Origin of the sequence: Actinomadura sp. 3N508 (assembly GCF_044326375.1) — a bacterium.
In the GTDB taxonomy this organism is placed as follows: domain Bacteria; phylum Actinomycetota; class Actinomycetes; order Streptosporangiales; family Streptosporangiaceae; genus Spirillospora.
Genome location: NZ_JBIRAX010000003.1, coordinates 441,632 through 462,929, shown reverse-complemented (window position 1 = coordinate 462,929; position 21,298 = coordinate 441,632). Strand labels below are relative to the sequence as shown.

Here is a 21,298-nt window from a genome sequence, read left to right as displayed (position 1 = left end):
CCCGGCGCCGCACGGCGGCGGTGCGGGTTACTGGTTCTGGCGTGACTTGCCCGCGATGCGCCGGTCGCCGGGCGGAGCGGTCGCGGGACCGGGCCCGGGCGGGTTGTCCCGCGCGTACCGTCCGTACACCAGGGGCTGCGTGGTGGTCGCACCCGCCGAATCGGAGTCGTCCGGCTTGGTCGCCTCCCGGACGCCGATCACGGCGAACCGGCCGAGCGCGAGCCCGGCCAGGAACACGGCGGCGACGCCGAGCCCGGTGAGCCCGGACAGCTGCTCGGCGAGCCGCTGCCCTTCGCCCGAGCCGAGCGGGGCGCCGATGCCCTGCACGTCCCAGAGCGTGGCGACGGACGTGCCGACCACGAACCAGGCGCCGCCGAGCGCGGCGAGCCAGCCGCCGAACATGGCGAACGCGCGGTTGGCGGCGGCGAGCACGATCAGCCCGCCGAGCGCGACGGCCACGGCCGGCGCGATCACGAGCTGGAGCCGGTCGGTGTCGTACACCCAGGTGTCGTCCGGGGCGAAACCGAACCCGAAATAGGGTCCGGCGAAGGGGAGCAGGCCGCCCCAGAGGCCGAGCAGCACCAGCAGCGTGCCGCTCAGACCCCCCCGGGAGCGTGGAGCGCGCATGGTCCCAGTCATGATCATTCCTCCTGACCGGGCGTGTGATTTTTGTTTTGGGACACCATTACCCCTACCAGACCTTCGAACACCTTTCCTCCTCGGTCGGATCGCAGCGTTCACGCTGCTGCGGAAGGGCCGGAGGAAAAATGTTCGCTCCACACAACGCCTGGAAAGAGCCGACCATATGGGAGCCCGCATGGGAGCCGAGGTAGAGATCGTCTACGCGCGCGAGGAACCGCCCGGTCGCTGGGATGCCGCCGTCTTCCTCGCCGGGCCCACGCCACGGTCGCCCGAGGTCGAGTCGTGGCGTCCGGCGGCGGTCGCCGACTTGCGCGATCTTTGGCGTGGGCCTGGGCTGCTCGTGGTGTTCGTCCCGGAGCACCGGCACGGCGTCCACGACGACTACGTCGGCCAGGTCGACTGGGAGGAGCGGTGCCTGCACCTGTCCGACGAGGTGATCTTCTACGTGCCGCGCGACCTGGCGACCATGCCGGCGTTCACCACCAACGTGGAATGGGGAATGTGGCACGACAGCGGGCGGGCCGTGTTCGGCGCCCCGCCGCAGGCGCCGAAGAACCGCTACCTGCTGCACTATGCCGCCAAGTCGGGCGTGCCGACCGCGTCCGACCTTCCGGCGACGGTGGCGGCGGCGCTCGGCCGGATCGGCGCGGGCGCGTCCCGGACGGGCGGCGAGCGGGAGATCCCGCTGCTGCTGTGGCGCGAGGAGTCGCTGCGCCGCTGGTACGCGGGCCAGTGCGCGGCGGGCAACGCCCTGCTCGGCGCGCGGGTGGTGTTCAGGTTCGGGAACCACTGGGGCCTGCACGTCCGGATGCACGTCGCGGCCGAGAACCGGGTGAAGGACAACGAGATCGTCTTCGGGCGGCCCGACATCTCCGTCGTCGTCCTGCACCGGCCCGGGGAGACGCTGGACGAGACGGAGGTCGTGCTCGTCCGCGAGTTCCGGAGCCCGTGCGTGAACGGGTTCGTCCACGAGCTGCCCGGCGGCTCCGGGGCGGGCGGCCCGGCCGAGGTCGCGCTGGCCGAGGTCGCGGAGGAGACCGGCCTGATCCTGGCCGCGGCACGGCTGCGCGCGCACGGGACGCGGCAGGTGAACGCCACGATGTCCGGGCACCGGGCGCACTTGTTCTCGGCCGCGATCACCGGTGACGAGCTGGCGCGGCTCCGCTCGTCCGGCCCGCACGGCCTCGCGGCGGACGGCGAGCGCACCTACGTCGAGATCGCCGCGTTCGGGCGGATCAGGCACGAGCGCCTCGTGGACTGGTCCTGCCTGGGCATGATCACTGAGGTTCTGCTGGACGTGCGCTGACCCGCAACTGCGAAGGGTATTGCCTCTATCAGCTTGCATCCTCCTATAGATCCCTCCTCTACTCCTTGTATCTGCAGGTGGCTAGGCTTGGCCGCGTGACGACGTTCAGGATCAGTGAGGCGGCGGCACTCCTCGGGGTCAGCGCGGACACGGTCCGGCGCTGGGTGGACGGCGGACGGCTCACCGCGTCGCGCGACGAGCACGGCCACCGCCGGGTACCGGGCGCCGAACTGGCGGCGTTCGTGCGGGACCAGGCGCGCGGGACGTCCGACCAGGGGGTGCGGTTCTCCTCGGCGCGCAACCGGATGCGCGGCATCGTGACCGACGTCGTCCGCGACGGCGTGATGGCGCAGGTGGAGATCCAGGCGGGGCCGTTCCGCGTCGTCTCGCTGATGAGCCGCGAGGCGGCAGACGATCTCGGGCTGCGGGTGGGCGTCGTCGCGGAGGCGGTCGTGAAGTCCACCAACGTCATCGTCGAGCTGCCGGACTGAGGGGGGGACCCGTGCGCACGTGGATCGCGATCGCGGCCGCCACGGCCCTGCTCGGCGCGGGCACGGCGGCCTGCGGCGAGGTCGGCGAGGTCGGCGAGGCCGGCGCCGGCGGCGGGACGCTGACGGTGTTCGCCGCGGCCTCGCTCACCGAGGCGTTCACCTCGCTCGGCGCGACGTTCGAGGGTTCGCATCCCGGCGTGCAGGTGAGGTTCAACTTCGGCGCCAGCTCGACGCTCGCGCGGCAGATCACGCAGGGCGCCCCGGCGGACGTGTTCGCCGCCGCGAGCCCCGCCACGATGAGGACCGTGACCGACGCCGGTGACGCCGCCGGGTCGCCGCAGCTGCTCGCCCGGAACCGCCTGGTCATCGCCATCCCCAAGGACAATCCCGGCAAGGTGGCCAAGGTCGCCGACCTGTCGAGGCCGGGGCTCAAGGTCGTGCTGTGCGCGGCGCAGGTGCCCTGCGGGGCCGCCGCGGCGAAGGCGCTCGGCGCGGCGGGCACCGAGGTCGAGCCGGTGTCGCGGGAGAAGGACGTCAAGGCCGTGCTCACCAAGGTCGGGCTCGGCGAGGCGGACGCCGGGCTCGTCTACCGCACCGACGTCCAGGCGGCGGGGGACAGGGTCACGGGCATCGAGTTCCCGGAGGCGGCGCAGGCCGTCAACGACTACCCGCTCGTGGAGGTGGCCGACGCCCCGCAGGGCGCGCTCGCGCGAGAGTTCATCCGGCTCGTGCTGGGGCCGCAGGGCCGGTCGGTGCTGACCCGGGCCGGTTTCGAGGCGCCGTGAAGAAGATCGACGCCGGTATCGACGCCGACGGGCCGGTCGGGCGTCCGCCGTGGGTCCTGCTGGTGCCCGCGCTGGCCGGGCTCGCCTTCCTGGTGCTGCCGCTCGCCGGGCTGCTCGTCCGCGCTCCGTGGTCGACGCTCGGCACCCGCCTCGGCCAGGACCAGGTGCTGGACGCGCTGCGGCTCTCGCTCGTCACCGCGACGCTCGCGACCGTCCTGTGCCTGCTGTTCGGCGTCCCGCTGGCGTGGCTGCTCGCCCGGGTCCGCTTCCGCGGCGTCCGGCTCGTCCGGGCCCTGGTGACGGTGCCGCTGGTGCTGCCGCCGGTGGTCGGCGGCGTCGCGCTGCTGCTCGTGCTCGGGCGGCGCGGGCTGGTCGGCGGGTGGCTGGACGACACGTTCGGGATCACGTTCCCGTTCACCACGGCCGGGGTCGTGCTGGCCCAGACGTTCGTCGCGATGCCGTTCCTGGTGATCAGCGTCGAGGGCGCGCTGCGCGGCGCCGACCTGCGCTACGAGGAGGCCGCCGCCACACTCGGCGCGGGCCGCTGGACGATCTTCCACCGGGTCACGCTGCCGCTGGTCGCGCCCGGCGTCGCGGCCGGGGCCGTGCTGTGCTGGGCGCGGGCGCTCGGCGAGTTCGGCGCGACGATCACCTTCGCCGGGAACTTCCCCGGCCGGACGCAGACGATGCCGCTGGCCGTCTACCTGGCGCTGGAGACCGACCCGCAGGCCGCGATCGTGCTCAGCCTCGTCCTGCTGGCGGTGTCGGTGATCGTCCTGGCGGCGCTGCGAGATCGCTGGATGAGCACATGACACAGGGGCGGGGGCTGGAGGCGCGGCTCGTGGTGCGGCGCGCCGGGTTCGACCTCGACCTCGCGCTCGCCGCCGCGCCCGGCGAGGTGGTGGCGCTGCTCGGCCCGAACGGGGCGGGCAAGAGCACCGCGCTGCGCGCCCTGGCCGGGCTGGTCGCGATGTCCGGCGGGCACGTCCGGGTGGACGGCGCCGATCTGCGCCCGCTGCCGCCCGACCGCCGCCGCATCGGCATGGTCTTCCAGGACTACCTGCTGTTCCCGCACCTCAGCGCGCTGGAGAACGTCGCGTTCGGGCCGCGCTGCCAGGGCGCGGGCCGCCGCGACGCCCGCCGCCGGGCCGCCGAATGGCTCGACCGCGTCGGGCTCGCGGAGTTCGCGTCCGCGCGGCCGCGGGCGCTGTCGGGCGGGCAGGCGCAGCGCGTGGCCCTCGCCCGGGCGCTGGCCGTCGATCCGGGCCTGCTCCTGCTGGACGAGCCGCTCGCGGCCCTCGACGTCAACACCCGGATGGACGTCCGCGCCGCGCTCCGCCGCCACCTCGCCGGGTTCGCGGGCGCGGCCGTGCTCGTCACCCACGACCCGCTGGACGCGATGGTCCTGGCCGACCGCATCGTCGTCATCGAGGGCGGGCGGCTCGTCCAGGAGGGGACGCCCGCCGAGGTCGCCCGCCGGCCGCGCACCGGCTACGTCGCGCGGCTGGTCGGCCTGAACCTGTACCGGGGCCGCGCGGAGGCCGGAACGGTGACGGTGGGCGGCGGCGCCGGGACGCTCGACACCGTCGGCTCGCTCGAAGGCGAGGTCTTCCTGGCCTTCGCGCCGTCCGCGGTCGCGCTGTACCGGACGCGTCCCGACGGCAGCCCCCGCAACCTGTGGCGCGCCCGCGTCGCCGCCATCGAACGGCACGGCGACCGCGTCCGGGTGCGGCTGCAGGGGCCGCCTTTCGACGCGGTCGCGGAGGTGACTCCGGCGGCCGTCGCGGAGCTCGAATTGTCCGAGGGCAGCATGATCTGGGCGGCCGTGAAGGCCACCGAAACCCACGTTTACCCAGCTTGAGCGGGCCCCGGCCGGTCAGGCACGGCGCACCGCACAGCATCCTCACAGACCGGTGATATCTATCACAAAATCGGGCACGAACCCCCAAAAGCGGACGGGATTGGTCCAGACCAAATGGCAAAAACAGCGGGTCTTGTTCATCATGCAAACATCCTGCGAACAGCTGAAGGAGTTGCCCGTGTCCAACCAGGTCCCCGGGGCCGACCAGGCCCCTACCGGCCACACCGAACTGACTGAGTGGGTACGCGGGATCGCCGAGCTGACGAAGCCCGACCGCGTCGAGTGGTGCGACGGCTCGGACGAGGAATGGGAGCGCCTGACCGGCGTCCTCGTCGAGCAGGGCACGCTCACGCGGCTCGACCCGGCCAAACGGCCGAACAGCTTCTACGCGGCGTCCGACCCCACCGACGTCGCCCGCGTCGAGGACCGCACGTTCATCTGCTCCGAGAAGGAGGAGGACGCCGGTCCCACCAACAACTGGATCGCGCCGGACGAGATGCGCGCGACCCTCGGCGGCCTCTTCGACGGCTGCATGAAGGGCCGCACCATGTACGTGGTGCCGTTCTGCATGGGCCCGCTCGGCGGCAACATCTCCCAGCTCGGAGTGGAGATCACCGACTCCGCCTACGTCGCCGTGTCCATGCGGATCATGACGCGGATGGGGACGCCCGCGCTACGCCTCATCGAGGAGCGCGGCTCGTTCGTCAAGGCCGTCCATTCCGTCGGCGCCCCGCTGGAGCCGGGTCAAGCCGACGTCAAATGGCCGTGCAATTCCACCAAATACATCACGCACTTCCCCGAGACGCGGGAGATCTGGTCGTACGGGTCCGGGTACGGCGGGAACGCGCTGCTCGGCAAGAAGTGCTACGCGCTGCGGATCGCGTCCACGATGGCGCGCGACGAGGGCTGGATGGCCGAGCACATGCTCATCCTGAAGCTCACGCCGCCGGAGGGCGAGACCCGCTACGTCGCCGCCGCGTTCCCGTCCGCGTGCGGCAAGACCAACCTCGCCATGCTGGAGCCGACCATCCCGGGCTGGAAGGTCGAGACGATCGGCGACGACATCGCCTGGATGCGGTTCGGCGACGACGGCCGCCTCTACGCGATCAACCCGGAGGCGGGGTTCTTCGGCGTCGCGCCCGGCACCGGCGAGAGCACCAACGCCAACGCGGTGAAGACGCTCTGGGGCAACAGCATCTTCACCAACGTCGCGCTCACCGACGACGGCGACGTGTGGTGGGAGGGCCTCACCGACGAGCCCCCGGCCCACCTCACCGACTGGCGCGGCAACGACTGGACCCCGGAGACCGAGACCCCGGCGGCCCACCCGAACGCCCGCTTCACCACCCCGGCCGGGCAGTGCCCGATCATCGCTGACGAGTGGGAGGACCCGAAGGGCGTCCCGATCTCGGCGATCCTGTTCGGCGGGCGGCGCGCGTCCGCGGTCCCGCTCGTCACCGAGTCCTTCGACTGGCAGCAGGGCGTGTTCCTCGGCGCGAACGTCGCGTCGGAGAAGACCGCCGCCGCCGAGGGCACGGTCGGCGAGCTGCGCCGCGACCCGTTCGCCATGCTGCCGTTCTGCGGCTACAACATGGGCGACTACTTCGGCCACTGGCTCGACATCGGCAAGGCCACCGACGCCGAGAAGCTGCCGCGGATCTACTACGTCAACTGGTTCCGCAAGAACGCCGACGGCAAGTTCATCTGGCCGGGCTTCGGCGAGAACAGCCGCGTCCTGAAGTGGATCGTCGAGCGGCTCAACGGCCGGGCCGACGCCGTCAAGACGCCGATCGGGCACCTGCCGACCAAGAACGCGCTCGACACCGAGGGCCTGGACATCGACGACGCCGACCTCGGCACGGTGCTGTCGGTCGACACCGAGGTGTGGAAGCAGGAGGCCGCGCTCGTCCCCGAGCACTTCGAGAAGTTCGGTGACCACATGCCGAAGGCGCTGTGGGACGAGTACCACGACCTCGTCCGCCGCCTGGAGCACTAGCCGGACAAGTGCCGAGCGCCCGCCCGCCGACGACCTCGGCGGGCGGGCGCTCGACGTTGCGGGCGCAGCGGGCTCCCCGGAAACCTCGACCGCGGTTGAGGTCACATAGGATGCGGTCATGACGCGGCTTGAGCACCGGTTGCACGAACTGACCGTCGGGCAGCTCGCCGAGCGGAGCGGCGTGGCCGTCTCGGCGCTGCACTTCTACGAGTCCAAGGGCCTGATCAGCAGCCGCCGCACGGCGGGCAACCAGCGGCGCTTCACCCGCGACACGCTCCGCCGCGTGTCGTTCATCAAGGTCTCCCAGCGCGTCGGCATCCCGCTCAGCGACATCCGCGACGCGCTGAGCACCCTCCCGGAGGAGCGCACCCCGACCGTGGACGACTGGGCGCGCCTGTCGGAGAACTGGCGGACCGTCCTCGACGACCGCATCCGCCAGCTCGAACGGCTCCGCGACGACCTCACCGAGTGCATCGGCTGCGGCTGCCTGTCGATCAACAAGTGCGCCCTCGCCAACCCCTACGACCGGCTAGGCGACGAGGGGCCGGGGCCGCGCCGCCTCCTCGTCCGCCACGGCGGCACGTCCGCCCCGCCGCCAACGGCGGACGAGGCGGGCGCGCGTGACACCCCGAACCCCTGCCGCCCCGACCCGTGCCCCACCGAGTAACCGGCCAGCCGCGCTGACCGGTTACCCGACCGGCTCGGTCAGCGGCGGCGCGGGCCGCGGCCGTGCGGGTCGATGCGGCGCGGCATCGGCTCCCGGCCGGCCGGCTGCGTCACCGTCGGACGCGGCTGGATCTGCTCGATCGGCAGCTCGACCGGCTCGTCCCCGAGCGTGAACACGTCGCCGTGGTGCCACAGCTTGATGCCGGGGCCGTCCAGCAGCTCGTAGCCCGCGGAGTCCGCCGTCACGTTGACCTTGATCAGGCTGCCGCGGTAGCGCATCCGGAACGCCAGCCGGCTGATCCCGCCCGGCAGCCGCGGCGCGAACCGCAGCCGGCCGCCGCCCGCCCGCATCCCGCCGAACCCGGCGACGAGCCCGCTCCACGCGCCCGCCATCGACGCGATGTGCAGCCCGTCGCGGGTGTTGCGGTTCAGGTCGTGCAGGTCCATCAGCGCGGTCTCGCCGAGGTAGTCGTGCGCCAGCTCCAGCTGCCCGACCTCAGCCGCCACGACCGCCTGCGTCTGCGCCGAGAGCGACGAGTCGCGGACGGTCAGCCCCTCGTAGTAGGCGAAGTCGCGGACCTTCTGCTCCTCGGTGAACGCCTCCCCGCACAGGTGCAGCGCCAGGACCAGGTCGGCCTGCTTCACGACCTGCTTCCGGTACAGGTCGAAGTACGGGAAGTTCAGCAGCAGCGGATAGTGGTCGGGTTTGGTGGCGGCGAAGTCCCAGCGGGCGTGGTTGGTGAAACCCTCGCTCTGCGGGTGGACGCCCAGGCGGTCGTCATACGGGATCAGCATCGCCGCCGCCGCGTCCCGCCACGACGCGGCCTCCTCGGCGTCCACGCCCAGCCGGTCGGCCACGTCCGGATGGCGCATCGCCATCTCCGCGGCCTCCTGGAGGTTTCGGCGCGCCATGAGGTTGGTGTAGACGTTGTTGTCCACGATCGCGCTGTACTCGTCGGGCCCGGTGACGCCGTCGATCCGGAACACGCCGCCGACGTCGTGATGCCCGAGGCTCCGCCACAGCCTGGCGGTCTGCACCAGGATGTCCAGGCCGATCTCCCGCTCGAACTGCTCGTCCTCCGTCGCGTCCACGTACCGGACGACGGCGTCGGAGATGTCGGCGTTGATGTGGAACGCGGCCGTCCCCGCGGGCCAGTACCCCGAGCATTCGTGACCGCGGATCGTCCGCCACGGGAAGGTGGCGCCGTCCAGGCCGAGCTGGGTCGCGCGCTCCACCGCCAGCGGCAGCGTCCGGTGCCGCCACGCCAGCGCGTCCTTCGCCGCGCCCGGCGAGGTGTAGGTCAGCACCGGCATGACGAACGTCTCGGTGTCCCAGAACGTGTGGCCGTCGTAGCCGGGGCCGGTCAGCCCCTTGGCCGGGATCATGCGGCTCTCCGCGCGCGCGCCCGCCTGAAGGACGTGGAACAGCCCGAACCTGACCGCCTGCTGGATCTCCGCGTCGCCCTCGACCTCGACGTCCGCGCCCTCCCAGAACTCGTCCAGGTACGCGCGCTGCTCGGCGAGGAGGCCGTCCCAGCCGGTCTGCCGCGCGCCCGCCAGCGCCCCGACCACCTGGTCGTGCAGCGCCGGCCGGGACCGCCGGCTCGACCACCCGTAGGCGATGTACTTGACGATGCGCAGCCGCTGCCCCGGCTCCAGCCGCGTCGCGACCGTCAGCCGGCCCACGTCGTTGGAGCTCTCGGTGTCGATCGCCATCGACTCCGGGCCCTCGATGTTGTGCGACATGCCCGCCGCCATCCGCAGCCCGCTCCGCCGCGTCCGGTGCAGCAGCAGGACCTTCGTGCCGTTGGCGACGTGCTCCTCGCTGACCAGCGGGCTCTCCAGGATCGCGGACTCGCGCGGATCCTTCCCGCCGCCGGGCAGCGCCTCGTTGGCGACCAGCTCCGACTGCGCGACCACCCGGACGGCCTCGTCCACCGGCTCGACCTCGTAGCAGACCGCCGCGACGGCCCGCTGCGTCAGCGACACGATCCGGACCGACGTCACCTTGATCGTCTTGTCGGCGGGGGACGTCCACTCCACGTGCCGGGTCAGCGTGCCCGCCCGCATGTCGAGGTTCCGCTCGTGATGCAGGACGCGCCCGTACCGGACATCGAGCGGCTCGTCGTCCACCAGCAGCCGGATCACCTTGCCGTTGGTGACGTTGATGACCGTCTGCCCCGACTCCGGATACCCGTAGGCCGTCTCGGCGTGCGGCAGCGGCCGCTGCTCGTAGAACGAGTTCAGATACGTGCCCGGCAGCCCGTGCGGCTCGCCCTCGTCGAGGTTGCCGCGCATCCCGACATGCCCGTTGGACAGCGCGAAGACCGATTCTGTCTGCGCCAGCCGGTCCAGCCGCAGCTCCGGCTCCCGCACGCACCAGGGCTCCACCGTGAACACCGGCCGCTCGGCCGTGCTCAGCCCTTCCCGGTCTGTCACTTGTCCTCCATCAATTCGGACAGGTCGGACACCACGATGTCGGCGCCGTGCTCGGCGAGGGCCTTGGCGTGCGCGCCGTCCACGCGGTTGACGCCCACGACGTAGGCGAACCCGCCGGCCCGCCCCGCCTCGACGCCCGCGAGCGCGTCCTCGAACACCACTGCCCGCTCGGCCTGGACACCGACTTCCTGGGCCCCCACGAGGAACATGTCGGGCGCAGGCTTGCCCGGCAGGTTCCGCTCCGCGGCGACGACGCCGTCCACCCGCGCGTCGAACAGGCCGGTGATGCCGACCGTCCGCAGCACCTGGACTGTGTTGGCGCTGGAGGACACCACCGCCGTCTTCAGCCCCGCCGCCCGCGCCGCCCGGACGTAGTCGATCGACCCGTCGAACGTCTCGACGCCCTTCTCCTCGATGAGCTTCAGGACGAGCGCGTTCTTGCGGTTGCCGAGCCCCCGGACCGTCTCGTTCTCGGGCGGATCGTCGGGGTCGCCCTCCGGCAGCTCGATGCCGCGCGACTGCAGGAACGAGCGCGTCCCGTCCTCGCGCTTCTTGCCGTCGACGTACCGGCCGTAGTCCTTGACCGGGTCGAACTCGGTGAAGGGCCCGCCGTCGCGCCGTGCCCGCTCGCGCAGGTAGCCGTCGAACATCTCCTTCCAGGCGGCGGCGTGCACGGCCGCCGTCCTGGTCAGCACCCCGTCGAGATCGAAGAGACACGCCGCCGCATCGTCCGGCAGTCCCAGCATTCGCACCCCCTGGAGAATGTCACCATCGAAGAGACAGGCGACGCGCGACCCGTTCCCGCACCTCGCGCGGGCATGCGTTCGCCGGCGCTCGAACGGGGGATCAAGGACCCGCGTACAACCCCTTGATCAGGGTGGCACACGAGGAGGAGCGATCCAATGGAAACGGCGCGTATCGGAGTCACGGGGCTCGCGGTGATGGGCCGCAACCTGGCCCGCAACCTCGCCCGGCACGGACATCCCGTCGCCGTCCACAACCGCACTTCCGCACGGACGAAGGCCCTCGTGGACGAGTTCGGCCACGAGGGCACCTTCGTCCCGGCCGACACGCCGGAGCAGTTCGTCGCGTCCCTCGACCGCCCCCGCCGCCTGGTGATCATGGTGAAGGCCGGCGCCCCGGCCGACGCCGTCATCGACGAGTTCGCGCCGCTCCTCGACCCCGGCGACATGATCGTCGACGGCGGCAACGCCAACTTCACCGACACCCGCCGCCGCGAATCGGCCCTCCGCGAACGCGGCGTCCACTTCGTCGGCACCGGCATCTCCGGCGGCGAGGAGGGCGCCCTGCACGGCCCGAGCATCATGCCCGGCGGCTCCGCCGCGTCCTACGAGGCGCTCGGCCCCCTCCTGGAGGACATATCCGCCAAGGTGGACGGAACCCCCTGCTGCACCCACGTAGGCCCCGACGGCGCGGGCCACTTCGTGAAGATGGTGCACAACGGCATCGAGTACGCCGACATGCAGCTGATCGCCGAGTCCTACGACCTCCTCCGCCACGCCGCCGGCCTCGCCCCCGCAGAGATCGCCGAGGTCTTCCGCACCTGGAACACCGGCCGCCTGGAGTCCTACCTCATCGAGATCACCGCCGAGGTCCTCGCGCACACCGACGCCGCCACCGGGCGCCCGTTCGTGGACGTCGTCCTCGACCAGGCCGAGCAGAAGGGCACCGGCCGCTGGACCGTCCAGACCGCCCTGGACCTGGGCGTCCCGGTCAGCGGCATCGCCGAAGCGGTCTTCGCCCGCTCCGTCTCCGGCCACGCCGCCCTCCGCGAGGCCGCCCAGAACCTCCCGGGCCCATCCCGCAACGACGCCGTCTCCGCGTCCGGCCTCCCCGACGCCGTGGAGAAGGCCCTGTACGCGTCCAAGATCGTCGCCTACGCGCAGGGCTTCCACCAGATCCAGGCGGGCAGCGCCGAATACGGCTGGAACATCGACCTCGGCGCCATGGCCACCATCTGGCGCGGCGGCTGCATCATCCGCGCCCGCTTCCTCGACCGCATCCGCGCCGCCTACGAGGCCGACCCGGAGACCCCGACCCTCCTGACCGACCCCCACTTCACCGAAGCGGTAGGCGACGCCCAGGACGCCTGGCGCGAGGTCATAGCCATCGCCGCCAACATCGGCATCCCGGTCCCCGGCTTCTCCACCGCCCTCGCCTACTACGACTCACTCCGAGCCCCACGCCTCCCAGCCGCCCTGACCCAGGGCCAACGCGACTATTTCGGCGCCCACACCTACCGCCGCACAGACCGCGAGGGCACCTACCACACCCTCTGGGGAGCCGACCGCACCGAAGTCCCCTCCTGAACCGAGAGGCGCCTCAGCCCTCGCGCCATCCGGACGACTCCAGGGCTCCGGCGGCCTGCGGGCCCATGAGGCCGAGCCCGCCGTCGACGAACAGGGAGGCCCCGGTGACGTAGGACGCCTCCGGCCCGGCGAGGAACGCGATCGCCTCGGCGACCTCCCGGGCGTGGCCGGGCCGGGCCAGCGGATACCCGGCCCGGCTGTCCGGCTCCGGCGGCTGGTCGTGCTGCCCTGTCATCGGCGTGGCGATCTCCCCGGGCGCCACCGTGTTCACCGTGATCCCGTGCTCGGACAGCTCCAGGGCCAGCGTCCGGGCCAGCATCTTCAGGCCGCCCTTCGCGGCGCAGTACGGCCCCGCCCCGACCCGCGGATACTCCTCGTGCACGCTCGTCACGTTGACGATGCGCCCGCCCTCGCCCCTGCGGACCATCCGGCGGGCGGCCCGCTGGGCGCACACGAACGCGCCGTCCAGATCGACCGAGAGGACCTCCCGCCATTCCCCGAACTCCATGTCGAGGAGAGGCCGCATGCTCCCCGTCCCGGCGTTGTTGACCAGCACCCCGATGCCCCCGAGCTCGTCGGCGAGCTCGTCGACGGCCCCGGCCGCCTGCTCCGGGCCGGTCAGGTCGTGCCGCCGGACGGCCGCCCGCCGTCCCGCCTCCACGACCTCCGCCGCCGTCCCCTCGGCCCCCTCGCGGTCGGTCCGGTAGGTGATCCCGACATCGAACCCCCTCCCGGCCAGCGCCACCGCCGTCGCCTTCCCGATCCCCGAATCGGCACCCGTGATCACCGCGATCCGGTCGTAGGTCACGACTCGTCCGCGTCCCGCTCGACCCCGGCGATCGGATCGCCTTCCCGGGTGCCGCTCTCGGCGTCCGACTCGTAGCCTTCGGCGGCGCTGTCCGTCCCCGGAACGACCCGCTCGTGCGGCTGCTCCTCAAGCCCCGAACTCGCGCCCGGCTCGGGCTCCGCGGGCTCGCCCTTCTTCCCCATGGCCCTGCCCCCTTCCCTCGGGTGGCCCCGCTTCCCTTGGGGCTCGTCCCATCCCGGACGTTCCTTGCCGGACAGCCCGCCCTAAACCCCGGCTTGCGTCCGATGAGGTGGAAGACGCTGCTGACGCTGCGATAAGGGTCGCGCCTGCTGACCTCAGGCTCGACCAATGACCGACGTGCGCAAGGGCCGTGTAGATACGCTTTTAGGGCGACGGAGGTGGACGTGGCGGGTGGGCATCGCATCGACCGGAAGGCGTGGCCTGAGGACGGCCCTTACCGGCAACTGCTCGAACTCCTCGAAACGGTCTACATCGACAACGGCCGGAAGAGCCTCCAGGTCATCGCGGACAAGATGCATTTGAAGTCGCGCACGCGCGTCAACAACCTCCTTCGAGGCTTGGGCCGACCCACGGATGAACGGCAGCTCCGGGATCTGGTCCGGGCGCTCGGCGGGGGAGAGGACGACGCTCGCACCGCCGTCCGGCTCTTCGCGCAAGCCCCGCCCGCCAAGCCGGAGCCGCATCCATGGGCCGCCCACGTCAAAGGGCACTTCGCGTGGGAGCTGGTCGACGCGCAGCGCGACGCCTCCGCCTTCAAGGACGCGGCGATCGACATCGCGGGGCGGCTGGGCGTCCTGGGCGGGAATGCGGAGGCGACCCTGGCGGACGACCCGTGGCTCGACCCGGAACTCGCCACCCGGTTCGGCAAGTGGGCGGCTTGGCTCCTGCGCGAACGATTCGCGAAGTCGCTGCGCGATTTGCCGCCTGCCGAGGCCGCGTTGCTGGTCCTGGTGCCGCTCGTGCACCACACGCATATGGTCAGGACGCTCGCCGCACTCCGCGAGATCGACCCGCTCGACCTCCGCACCGAGGTGGGCGAGGGCCCACGCCGTCGCGAGTTTGAGGCGTTCCTCGCCGGCCAGCGGGAGCTGGTAGACCGAGCACAGGCCCGGAGCCTCCCGGATCGCGACTCGGCCGCCGACGAGATCGGCTGGTGGCTGTTCCACCGCTGGGCGGCCCGCTTCCCAGGCGCCTACGCGCTGGGGGCCGTACGCGAACTGCTGAACGAGATGGAGATCGCGGACGATCGCATGCGAGATGAGGTGCTGGACGCCAAGACCGTCCAGCGATTTCTCGCCGCGCTGCGCCGCGACCTCTCCGAACTCGGCGACACGGACCGCAAGAACGCGCCGCAGTTCGAGACGGTCCTCTTCGTGGGCGAGCCGCATGAGCAGCACGTCCGGGAACTGCTGATCGGTCAGCTCCTCACGGTCGCCTACGCCCTCACGCTCGACCTGGCCCGGCTGCCGGACATAGTGGTCCGCCACCTGGGAATCCCCGATCCGGTCGATCTCGCCGAGCTGAGGGAAACGGCGATGAGCCGAGCGAAATGGGTGCTCCAGTCGGACTGCCTTGTGCTGCGCGTGGACTGCCATCACCCTGCGGAACTCGAAGGATTGCGCCAATACGCGAACCAGGTGGACGCCCTTCTGCACACGATCAGGCAAGGCTGCGGAGACCATGCCACGTTGCAGGTGCTCACGCAGTTGCCGGCTCGCGCGTCCGCCGACGACGTCAGGCCGGGCACCGACGATGACGGACGCCTGCTTTTTCAGCGCGTCAGCCGATTCCGGCTGGAAGAACGGCGTGTCCAAGACCTGCTGATGGGGGAGCAGCTTTATCAGGATCGCGGTCTGGCCGTTCGCGAGCTGTACCAGAACGCGCTCGACGCCTGCCGATACCGCCGCGCGCGCCACGCCTACCGCAGCCAGGCCGATTGGCAGGACGAGTGGAAGGGCCGCATCTGGTTCACCCAAGGCGTGGACGAGAACGGCCGCGCCTACCTTGAATGCCGCGACAACGGCATCGGCATGACGGAGGCCGTCCTCACCGATGTCTTCGCCCAGGCCGGCAGCCGCTTCACCGACACCACCGAGTTCCTGATCGAGTCCGCTGAATGGAAGAACGCCGACCCTCCCATACCGTTCCACGCGAACAGCCGCTTCGGTATCGGCGTCCTCGGCTACTTCATGATCGCCGACGAGATCGAGGTCGTCACCCGGCCCTTGGACCGCGGTCATCGCCCGCACCCCACCCTGAAGGTCTCGATCTTCGGCCCGGGCCATCTGTTCCGCATCGAGCACCTCCCCGCCGACCGTTCCCCGGGGACCTCGGTGAAGCTGTACCTGCGTGAGAACGAGGAAGCTCCGTCCTGCGTCGATGAATTGCGCCGCGTCCTCGGCATCGCCGAATTCCGGACGGTGGCCGAGCATGACTCGCAGCGCGAAATCTGGAGACCCGGCGAACTGCAGCGTCGCGCGCGGCCGGCCTGGGAAACGGACGGCCTCGATGCGCACGGCAAACTCGTGGCGGGGAAGGGCGACGTGGCCGGCCAGGTCGTGTGGTGCGAGAAGGGCGGGGGCCTGCTGGTCGACGGCATCCACGTTCAGCCCGCCGTCCACCATGGAGTGTTCGCCGGGCCGGGAGACGGGACCCTGCGCGGCGTGGTCGTCAATCTCGTCGGCAGGTATGCGCCCGAACGGCTTTCCGTGGACCGCCGGCGAGTCCTTTCCGACGTTTCCAGCGAGGCGGAGGAACTGCTCTCGTCGGCGGTCGCTGAACTGATCTCGGCAGGGAGCCACTTGCTGGATGTGCACTGGCTCAGCGACGTCACGGCGACGAACCCGAGACTGGGGGACCTCATCAGTGAGGCGGCCGCCGTCTCCGGTGCGTCCATCGCGACGCGCGAAGGCACCTTGGATGTCGCCCGCGTCGGCTGTTTCCTTCAGGACTCCGAGCTCGTCCTGGGCGGCGACCGGGGTACCAGGCGAGTGCACAGCGAGTCCGCTTTCGCAGGGCCCTGGGGAGAGAGCTTCGAAGATGATGTACCTGATCATGTCCTGCTTTGGCGCATGGCCGCTCATCGATTGGGTCCGCAACTGTCGGAACTCGGTATCGCCGACCCGGGGCCGGTCCGCCGTGCGCGGCCTTCCGACGTCCTGCTGTTCGGAACCAGCACGTCTGGATGGCCAGCGGAGTTGTTCGGAAGAATGTGGTGGGCCTTTGAAGATCTGCGGCACTGTCCGGGGCATGTGGTCTGGATGGCTCTCCTCACCGGCGCTCGGCCACGGGACATAGCACGCCGCGCGGTGGAGTTGGGCGTCCATGAAGTCGACCCGGATCGCTTTCCGGGCGGTCATGCGTCGAAAGTGGATCTCACACTTCTCAGCACTGAAGGAGACGGCAGTCCGCCCTGGTGGAAGCGAACTGAGGTCGTTCCCATCGGCCACCTCGTGGCGATCGCGCTAGAGCACGGCGTCGATGTTCCACAATTGCAGCAGCGCCTTGAGGGCTATGGCTTTTGTGTGCGGGCGGAGGTTCTATCTGCCCTTCCAGTACAGTCTGTCGACCTGAGGTTGCTATTCTGGGACGGTCGCCAGAACCCGATTTCCGATGGCTCTTCGATCCCTGCGAGCCATCTGGTCGCATGCGCACGGGACTTGGACCTGCCGGTGTCCGACGTATGCGCAAGGCTGATCGATTATGGGTTTCGGGTCGACGCTCTCGCGCTGCCGGCTCGCCCTTCTGCAGAGGATCGGCAACTGTTCCGCTGGCGCCTTACCGGTGAGGAACGAGACAGTTTCGATGCCACCGCGCCGCTGCCGCCGATTCACCTCGCTCTGGCGGCTTCCGAGCTTGATATCCCTATTTCTGAGGTGGCCGCGCGGCTGCGGGAATATGGCGTTCCGGTTCCGGTGAGACTTCCGACCCATCTTCATGTCGGTGACTTGCGGTTGCTGAGCCATCATGGACATGGTTGGGCAGCGCCGTTGTCCGCCGGTGACGAGATCCCCCTTCACCGGATACTGACCCTCAGTGCTGAGGTGGACAAGGACCCAGCTCAAATAGCCGCCCGACTCGCCGATTACGGCTTCGCGGTGCCCACCCGTGAGGTGCTTGACTTTCCGGATCGCATCAACTTCTCAGAGCTTTCCAGTGATCTGCTGAATGCTCTCCGGCACATGGCGGCAGATGTTCCGCTCCCCCGCGCGCATGTAGCGGAATGTTCGGCGGACCTTGGAATCGGATTGCGGGAGACGGCGGACCGGCTCGCGGCCTGCGGGTTTTCGGTCCCGGCCGACCTCCCGGAATCTTCAGACCCGAACGATCTCACCCTTCTGCGTAATTGCACATCTTCCTGGCTCGGCCCAAAGGAACCAGTCTCGTTGCGGAAGCTGACTTGGATGGCGCACGAGACCGGCATGGGCGTCAGGGAGGTAGCGGAGCGGTTGCGGTGGCTGGGGGTGAATTGTTTGCCACTGGACGAGATCGTCGCGCAGGCCCTGCAAAGACTTCCCAGGCCGTAGCCTCACCTAGGTGAGGATTCCCACGGACGCCGAGATCCGAGCCCTGCACGAGCGGTATGCGCCGACTGCGGACGCCTTTGAGCTGGTCTGGACGCATTGCGCGATCGTGTGCGAGATCGCCGAGCAGATCATGGACGGCGGCGGGTTCGATGTGAACAAGGATCTCGTCCGGGCCGGGTGCCTGCTGCACGACATCGGCGTCTACCGGCTCTACGACGCGGCCGGGGCGCTCGACCACACGAACTACATCAAGCACGGCCTGCTCGGTCATGAGCTACTGCGCGGCGAAGGCTTTCCCGAGGTGATCTGCCGGTTCTGCTCCTGCCACACCGGGCTCACGCGGGATGACATCGAGCGGCAGAAGCTCCCGATACCCGTTGCCGACTACCTCGCCGAGTCCGCTGAGGAACGGCTTGTGGCGTACGCGGACAGGTTTCACAGCAAGACCGATCCGCCGACCTTCGTCTCGGCCGGCTCCTACATCGTCTGGGCGCGGCGGTTCGGGGAGCACAAGATCGCGATGTTCCAGGCGATGCGCGAGGACTTCGGGGAGCCCGATCTCGCCGCGCTCGCAGCCGACCGCGGCCACGCCATCGTGTGACCCCCGGCGTGCGCCCGTGTGCGCTCTTCTCCGGAGTACGTCCAGGTCAGCGGACTGATCTGGGGAGCGCACACGACAGGTCACAGCGGCGCACGGCCACGGCCGATGAAGCCGGGTCAGCATGAGCCCGTTCGTCCGGTACGGGAACGGGAGCGAGGGGTCATGCAGACGGTGGTGGCGATGGCGCCGGTGATCGGCGGGATGCTCAATGTGGTCGCGGCCGGGATCGGGATCGCGGCGGCGATCCTCGGCAGGCGGCGCCGGCGGGGCGGGGGTGACGCGGGCAGTGGGTGATCGGGGGCAGGATGGAGGGGTGAGCCTTATCGATGAGCTGCCCTCTGGGAACGACACCGACGCCGACTCGCTGTTCGAGGCGTTCGAACGGTGGGTGTCGGGGCGTGGGATCACGCTGTATCCCGCGCAGGAGGAAGCGCTCATCGAGGTCGTGTCCGGCGCGAACGTGATCCTGTCCACGCCGACCGGATCGGGAAAGAGCCTGGTGGCGGCGGGGGCGCTGTTCGCGGGGCTCGGCAAGGACCAGGTCGGGTTCTACACCGCGCCGATCAAGGCGCTGGTGTCGGAGAAGTTCTTCGACCTCTGCGAGATGTTCGGGCGCGACAACGTCGGCATGATGACCGGCGACGCCAGCGTCAACGCGGACGCGCCGATCGTCTGCTGCACGGCGGAGGTGCTGGCCAATATCGCGCTGCGGGACGGCGCCCAAGCCGACATCGGCGTCGTGGTCATGGACGAGTTCCACTTCTACGCCGAGCCCGAACGCGGCTGGGCATGGCAGATCCCGCTGCTGGAACTGCCGCAGGCACAGTTCCTGCTGATGTCGGCCACGTTGGGCGACGTCACGTTCTTCCAGAAGGACCTGGCCCGGCGGACGGGACGCCCGACCGCGCTGGTGACGTCGGCCGAGCGGCCCGTCCCGCTGATCTACGACTACCGCGTCACGCCGCTGCACGAGACGATCGAGGAGCTGCTCACCGAGCAGAAGGCCCCGGTGTATCTGGTGCATTTCACGCAGGCGGCGGCGATCGAGCGGGCGCAGTCGCTGATGAGCATCAACGTGTGCACGAAGGCGGAGAAGGCGCGGATCGCGGAGCTGATCGGGAACTTCCGGTTCACGACGAAGTTCGGGCGGAACCTGTCGCGGTTCGTCCGGCACGGGATCGGGGTGCATCACGCGGGGATGCTGCCCAAGTACCGGCGGCTGGTGGAGCGGCTCGCACAGGCCGGGCTGCTGAAGGTCATCTGCGGGACGGACACCCTGGGCGTGGGCGTCAACGTCCCGATCCGGACCGTGGTGTTCACCGCGCTCAGCAAGTACGACGGGCACCGGGTGCGGCGGCTCCGCGCGCGGGAGTTCCACCAGATCGCGGGGCGGGCCGGGCGGGCCGGGTTCGACACGGTCGGGTTCGTCGTCGCGCAGGCGCCCGAGCATGTGGTGGAGAACGAGAAGGCCCTCGCCAAGGCCGGGGACGACCCGAAGAAGCGGCGGAAGGTCCAGCGCAAGAAGCCGCCCGAGGGGTTCGTCGGGTGGGACGAGGACGTCTTCAAGAAGCTGCAGGAGGCCGAGCCGGAGATGCTCCGGTCCCGGTTCCAGGTCAGCCACGCGATGCTGCTGTCGGTGATCGCCCGTCCGGGCAACGCGTTCCAGGCGATGAAGCGGCTGCTGACCGACAACCACGAGGAGCCCGCGGCGCAGCGGAAGCACATCTCGCGGGCGATCGCGATCTACCGGTCGCTGCTCGCGGGCGGGGTCGTGGAGGTGCTGCCCGAGCCCGACGACATGGGACGCTACGCCCGCATCACCGTCGATCTGCAAGAGGACTTCGCGCTCAACCAGGCGCTGTCGACGTTCGCGCTGGCCGCGTTCGAGATCCTCGACCCGTCCTCGCCGTCGTACGCGCTGGACGTCCTGTCGGTGATCGAGGCGACGCTGGAGGACCCGCGGCAGATCCTCGCGGCGCAGGTCAACAAGGCCAAGGGCGAGGCCGTCCAGGAGATGAAGGCCGAGGGCATCGAGTACGAGGAGCGGATGGAGCTGCTCCAGGACGTCGACCACCCGAAGCCCCTGGAGGACGAGCTCGACGCCGCCTACGAGATCTACCGGGCCGGGCATCCGTGGGTCGGGGACCATCCGCTGCGTCCCAAGGCCGTGGTCCGCGACATGTACGAGCGGGCGATGACGTTCACCGAGTACATCGGGTTCTACGAGCTCGCGCGGGGTGAGGGGCTCGTCCTGCGGTACCTGTCGGGGGCGTACAAGGCGCTGCAGCAGACCGTCCCGGAGTCGATCAAGACCGATGATCTGATCGACCTGATCGAGTGGCTGGGGGAGCTGGTCCGGCAGGTCGACTCCAGCCTGCTGGACGAGTGGGAGCAGCTCGCCAACCCCTCCGACGATGACCTGGACGAGCCGATCGAGGAGCGCGTCACGCGGGTCACCGCGAACGTGCGGGCGTTCCGGGTGCTGGTCCGCAACGCGATGTTCCGGCGGGTGGAGCTGGCGGCGCTGGAGCGCTACGCCGAGCTCGGCGAGCTCGACCCGGACTTCGGCGCCGACGCCTGGCGGGACGCGATGGACGGCTACTTCGCCGAGCACGACGAGCTGTTCACCGGCGCGGACGCGCGGGGCCCGAAGCTGCTGCAGATCGAAGAGGTCCCCGACGACGCGCTGTGGCGCGTCCGGCAGGTGTTCGACGACCCCGAGGGGCATCACGACTGGGGCGTCTCCGCCGAGGTGGACCTGGCGGGCTCCGACCAGGAGGGCGAGGCCGTCATCCGGGTGACCGGCGTCGACCGCTTGTAACGCAA

General features: G+C 70.5%; 17 protein-coding genes. 12 read left to right on the top strand and 5 right to left on the bottom strand.

Annotation, left to right across the window (positions count from 1 at the left end):
* Nucleotides 1-27: 27 nt before the first annotated feature.
* Nucleotides 28-639, bottom strand: coding sequence for a hypothetical protein (locus tag ACH34S_RS13455; protein ID WP_395952893.1), 612 nt, complete (start codon nucleotides 637-639; stop codon nucleotides 28-30).
* 178 nt (nucleotides 640-817) lie between these two features.
* On the opposite strand from ACH34S_RS13455, the gene ACH34S_RS13450 reads away from it, so the two are divergent.
* From ACH34S_RS13450 to soxR, 7 genes are all read left to right on the top strand, one after another.
* The gene (locus ACH34S_RS13450) at nucleotides 818-1,948 is read left to right on the top strand and encodes a nucleoside 2-deoxyribosyltransferase domain-containing protein (protein WP_395952892.1); all 1,131 of its coding nucleotides are present in this window, start codon (nucleotides 818-820) and stop codon (nucleotides 1,946-1,948) included.
* A gap of 95 nt (nucleotides 1,949-2,043) precedes the next feature.
* On the top strand, nucleotides 2,044-2,439 hold the full coding sequence (locus tag ACH34S_RS13445) for a molybdopterin-binding protein (RefSeq protein ID WP_395952891.1): 396 nt from the start codon (nucleotides 2,044-2,046) through the stop codon (nucleotides 2,437-2,439).
* A gap of 11 nt (nucleotides 2,440-2,450) precedes the next feature.
* On the top strand, nucleotides 2,451-3,224 hold the full coding sequence (gene modA, locus ACH34S_RS13440) for a molybdate ABC transporter substrate-binding protein (RefSeq protein WP_395952890.1): 774 nt from the start codon (nucleotides 2,451-2,453) through the stop codon (nucleotides 3,222-3,224).
* Complete coding sequence (locus ACH34S_RS13435; RefSeq protein WP_395952888.1) at nucleotides 3,221-4,036, top strand: ABC transporter permease; 816 nt, start codon at nucleotides 3,221-3,223, stop codon at nucleotides 4,034-4,036. Before modA ends, ACH34S_RS13435 begins: the two co-directional genes overlap by 4 nt.
* Entirely contained in the window at nucleotides 4,033-5,085 is a 1,053-nt protein-coding gene (locus ACH34S_RS13430) for an ABC transporter ATP-binding protein (RefSeq protein ID WP_395952887.1), read from the top strand. The genes ACH34S_RS13435 and ACH34S_RS13430 overlap by 4 nt, the downstream gene beginning before the upstream one ends.
* Before the next feature lie 178 nt (nucleotides 5,086-5,263).
* The gene (locus tag ACH34S_RS13425) at nucleotides 5,264-7,081 is read left to right on the top strand and encodes a phosphoenolpyruvate carboxykinase (GTP) (protein ID WP_395952886.1); all 1,818 of its coding nucleotides are present in this window, start codon (nucleotides 5,264-5,266) and stop codon (nucleotides 7,079-7,081) included.
* Nucleotides 7,082-7,199: 118 nt separating this feature from the next.
* Nucleotides 7,200-7,748: a redox-sensitive transcriptional activator SoxR gene (soxR, locus tag ACH34S_RS13420; RefSeq protein WP_395952885.1), complete on the top strand. Its 549-nt coding sequence runs from the start codon at nucleotides 7,200-7,202 to the stop codon at nucleotides 7,746-7,748.
* A 38-nt stretch (nucleotides 7,749-7,786) separates the two neighbouring features.
* Here soxR and ACH34S_RS13415 read toward each other — a convergent pair whose 3' ends face one another.
* Both ACH34S_RS13415 and ACH34S_RS13410 read right to left on the bottom strand, forming a co-directional pair.
* Nucleotides 7,787-10,186: a glycoside hydrolase family 65 protein gene (locus ACH34S_RS13415; protein ID WP_395952884.1), complete on the bottom strand. Its 2,400-nt coding sequence runs from the start codon at nucleotides 10,184-10,186 to the stop codon at nucleotides 7,787-7,789.
* Complete coding sequence (locus tag ACH34S_RS13410; protein ID WP_395953323.1) at nucleotides 10,183-10,932, bottom strand: HAD family hydrolase; 750 nt, start codon at nucleotides 10,930-10,932, stop codon at nucleotides 10,183-10,185. Before ACH34S_RS13410 ends, ACH34S_RS13415 begins: the two co-directional genes overlap by 4 nt.
* Before the next feature lie 156 nt (nucleotides 10,933-11,088).
* Between ACH34S_RS13410 and gndA the strand changes: the two genes are divergently transcribed.
* A complete protein-coding gene (gene gndA, locus ACH34S_RS13405) occupies nucleotides 11,089-12,516 on the top strand; it encodes an NADP-dependent phosphogluconate dehydrogenase (protein WP_395952883.1) in 1,428 nt (475 codons plus the stop codon).
* A 13-nt stretch (nucleotides 12,517-12,529) separates the two neighbouring features.
* On the opposite strand, the gene ACH34S_RS13400 is transcribed toward gndA, so the two are convergent.
* Both ACH34S_RS13400 and ACH34S_RS13395 read right to left on the bottom strand, forming a co-directional pair.
* Nucleotides 12,530-13,324, bottom strand: coding sequence for an SDR family oxidoreductase (locus tag ACH34S_RS13400; protein ID WP_395952882.1), 795 nt, complete (start codon nucleotides 13,322-13,324; stop codon nucleotides 12,530-12,532).
* The gene (locus tag ACH34S_RS13395; protein WP_395952881.1) at nucleotides 13,321-13,506 is read right to left on the bottom strand and encodes a hypothetical protein; all 186 of its coding nucleotides are present in this window, start codon (nucleotides 13,504-13,506) and stop codon (nucleotides 13,321-13,323) included. The genes ACH34S_RS13400 and ACH34S_RS13395 overlap by 4 nt, the downstream gene beginning before the upstream one ends.
* 222 nt (nucleotides 13,507-13,728) lie before the next feature.
* On the opposite strand from ACH34S_RS13395, the gene ACH34S_RS13390 reads away from it, so the two are divergent.
* The 4 genes from ACH34S_RS13390 to ACH34S_RS13375 all read left to right on the top strand — a co-directional run bounded on the left by ACH34S_RS13390 (nucleotide 13,729) and on the right by ACH34S_RS13375 (nucleotide 21,293).
* Nucleotides 13,729-17,871, top strand: a complete 4,143-nt coding sequence (locus tag ACH34S_RS13390; RefSeq protein WP_395952880.1) for a hypothetical protein — start codon at nucleotides 13,729-13,731, stop codon at nucleotides 17,869-17,871.
* 10 nt (nucleotides 17,872-17,881) lie between these two features.
* On the top strand, nucleotides 17,882-18,472 hold the full coding sequence (locus ACH34S_RS13385; RefSeq protein WP_395952879.1) for an HD domain-containing protein: 591 nt from the start codon (nucleotides 17,882-17,884) through the stop codon (nucleotides 18,470-18,472).
* Nucleotides 18,473-18,634: 162 nt separating this feature from the next.
* Nucleotides 18,635-18,766: a hypothetical protein gene (locus ACH34S_RS13380; RefSeq protein ID WP_395952878.1), complete on the top strand. Its 132-nt coding sequence runs from the start codon at nucleotides 18,635-18,637 to the stop codon at nucleotides 18,764-18,766.
* A 19-nt stretch (nucleotides 18,767-18,785) separates the two neighbouring features.
* On the top strand, nucleotides 18,786-21,293 hold the full coding sequence (locus ACH34S_RS13375; RefSeq protein WP_395952877.1) for a DEAD/DEAH box helicase: 2,508 nt from the start codon (nucleotides 18,786-18,788) through the stop codon (nucleotides 21,291-21,293).
* The last annotated feature ends 5 nt before the right edge of the window (nucleotides 21,294-21,298 follow it).

What these genes read in the sequence shown, in the direction of transcription:
- ACH34S_RS13455 (WP_395952893.1), bottom strand. Translation starts at nt 639, where the DNA reads ATGACTGGGACCATGCGCGCTCCACGCTCCCGGGGGGGTCTGAGCGGC.
- ACH34S_RS13450 (WP_395952892.1), top strand. Translation starts at nt 818, where the DNA reads ATGGGAGCCGAGGTAGAGATCGTCTACGCGCGCGAGGAACCGCCCGGT.
- ACH34S_RS13430 (WP_395952887.1), top strand. Translation starts at nt 4,033, where the DNA reads ATGACACAGGGGCGGGGGCTGGAGGCGCGGCTCGTGGTGCGGCGCGCC.
- soxR (WP_395952885.1), top strand. Translation starts at nt 7,200, where the DNA reads ATGACGCGGCTTGAGCACCGGTTGCACGAACTGACCGTCGGGCAGCTC.
- ACH34S_RS13410 (WP_395953323.1), bottom strand. Translation starts at nt 10,932, where the DNA reads ATGCTGGGACTGCCGGACGATGCGGCGGCGTGTCTCTTCGATCTCGAC.
- gndA (WP_395952883.1), top strand. Translation starts at nt 11,089, where the DNA reads ATGGAAACGGCGCGTATCGGAGTCACGGGGCTCGCGGTGATGGGCCGC.
- ACH34S_RS13395 (WP_395952881.1), bottom strand. Translation starts at nt 13,506, where the DNA reads ATGGGGAAGAAGGGCGAGCCCGCGGAGCCCGAGCCGGGCGCGAGTTCG.
- ACH34S_RS13380 (WP_395952878.1), top strand. Translation starts at nt 18,635, where the DNA reads ATGCAGACGGTGGTGGCGATGGCGCCGGTGATCGGCGGGATGCTCAAT.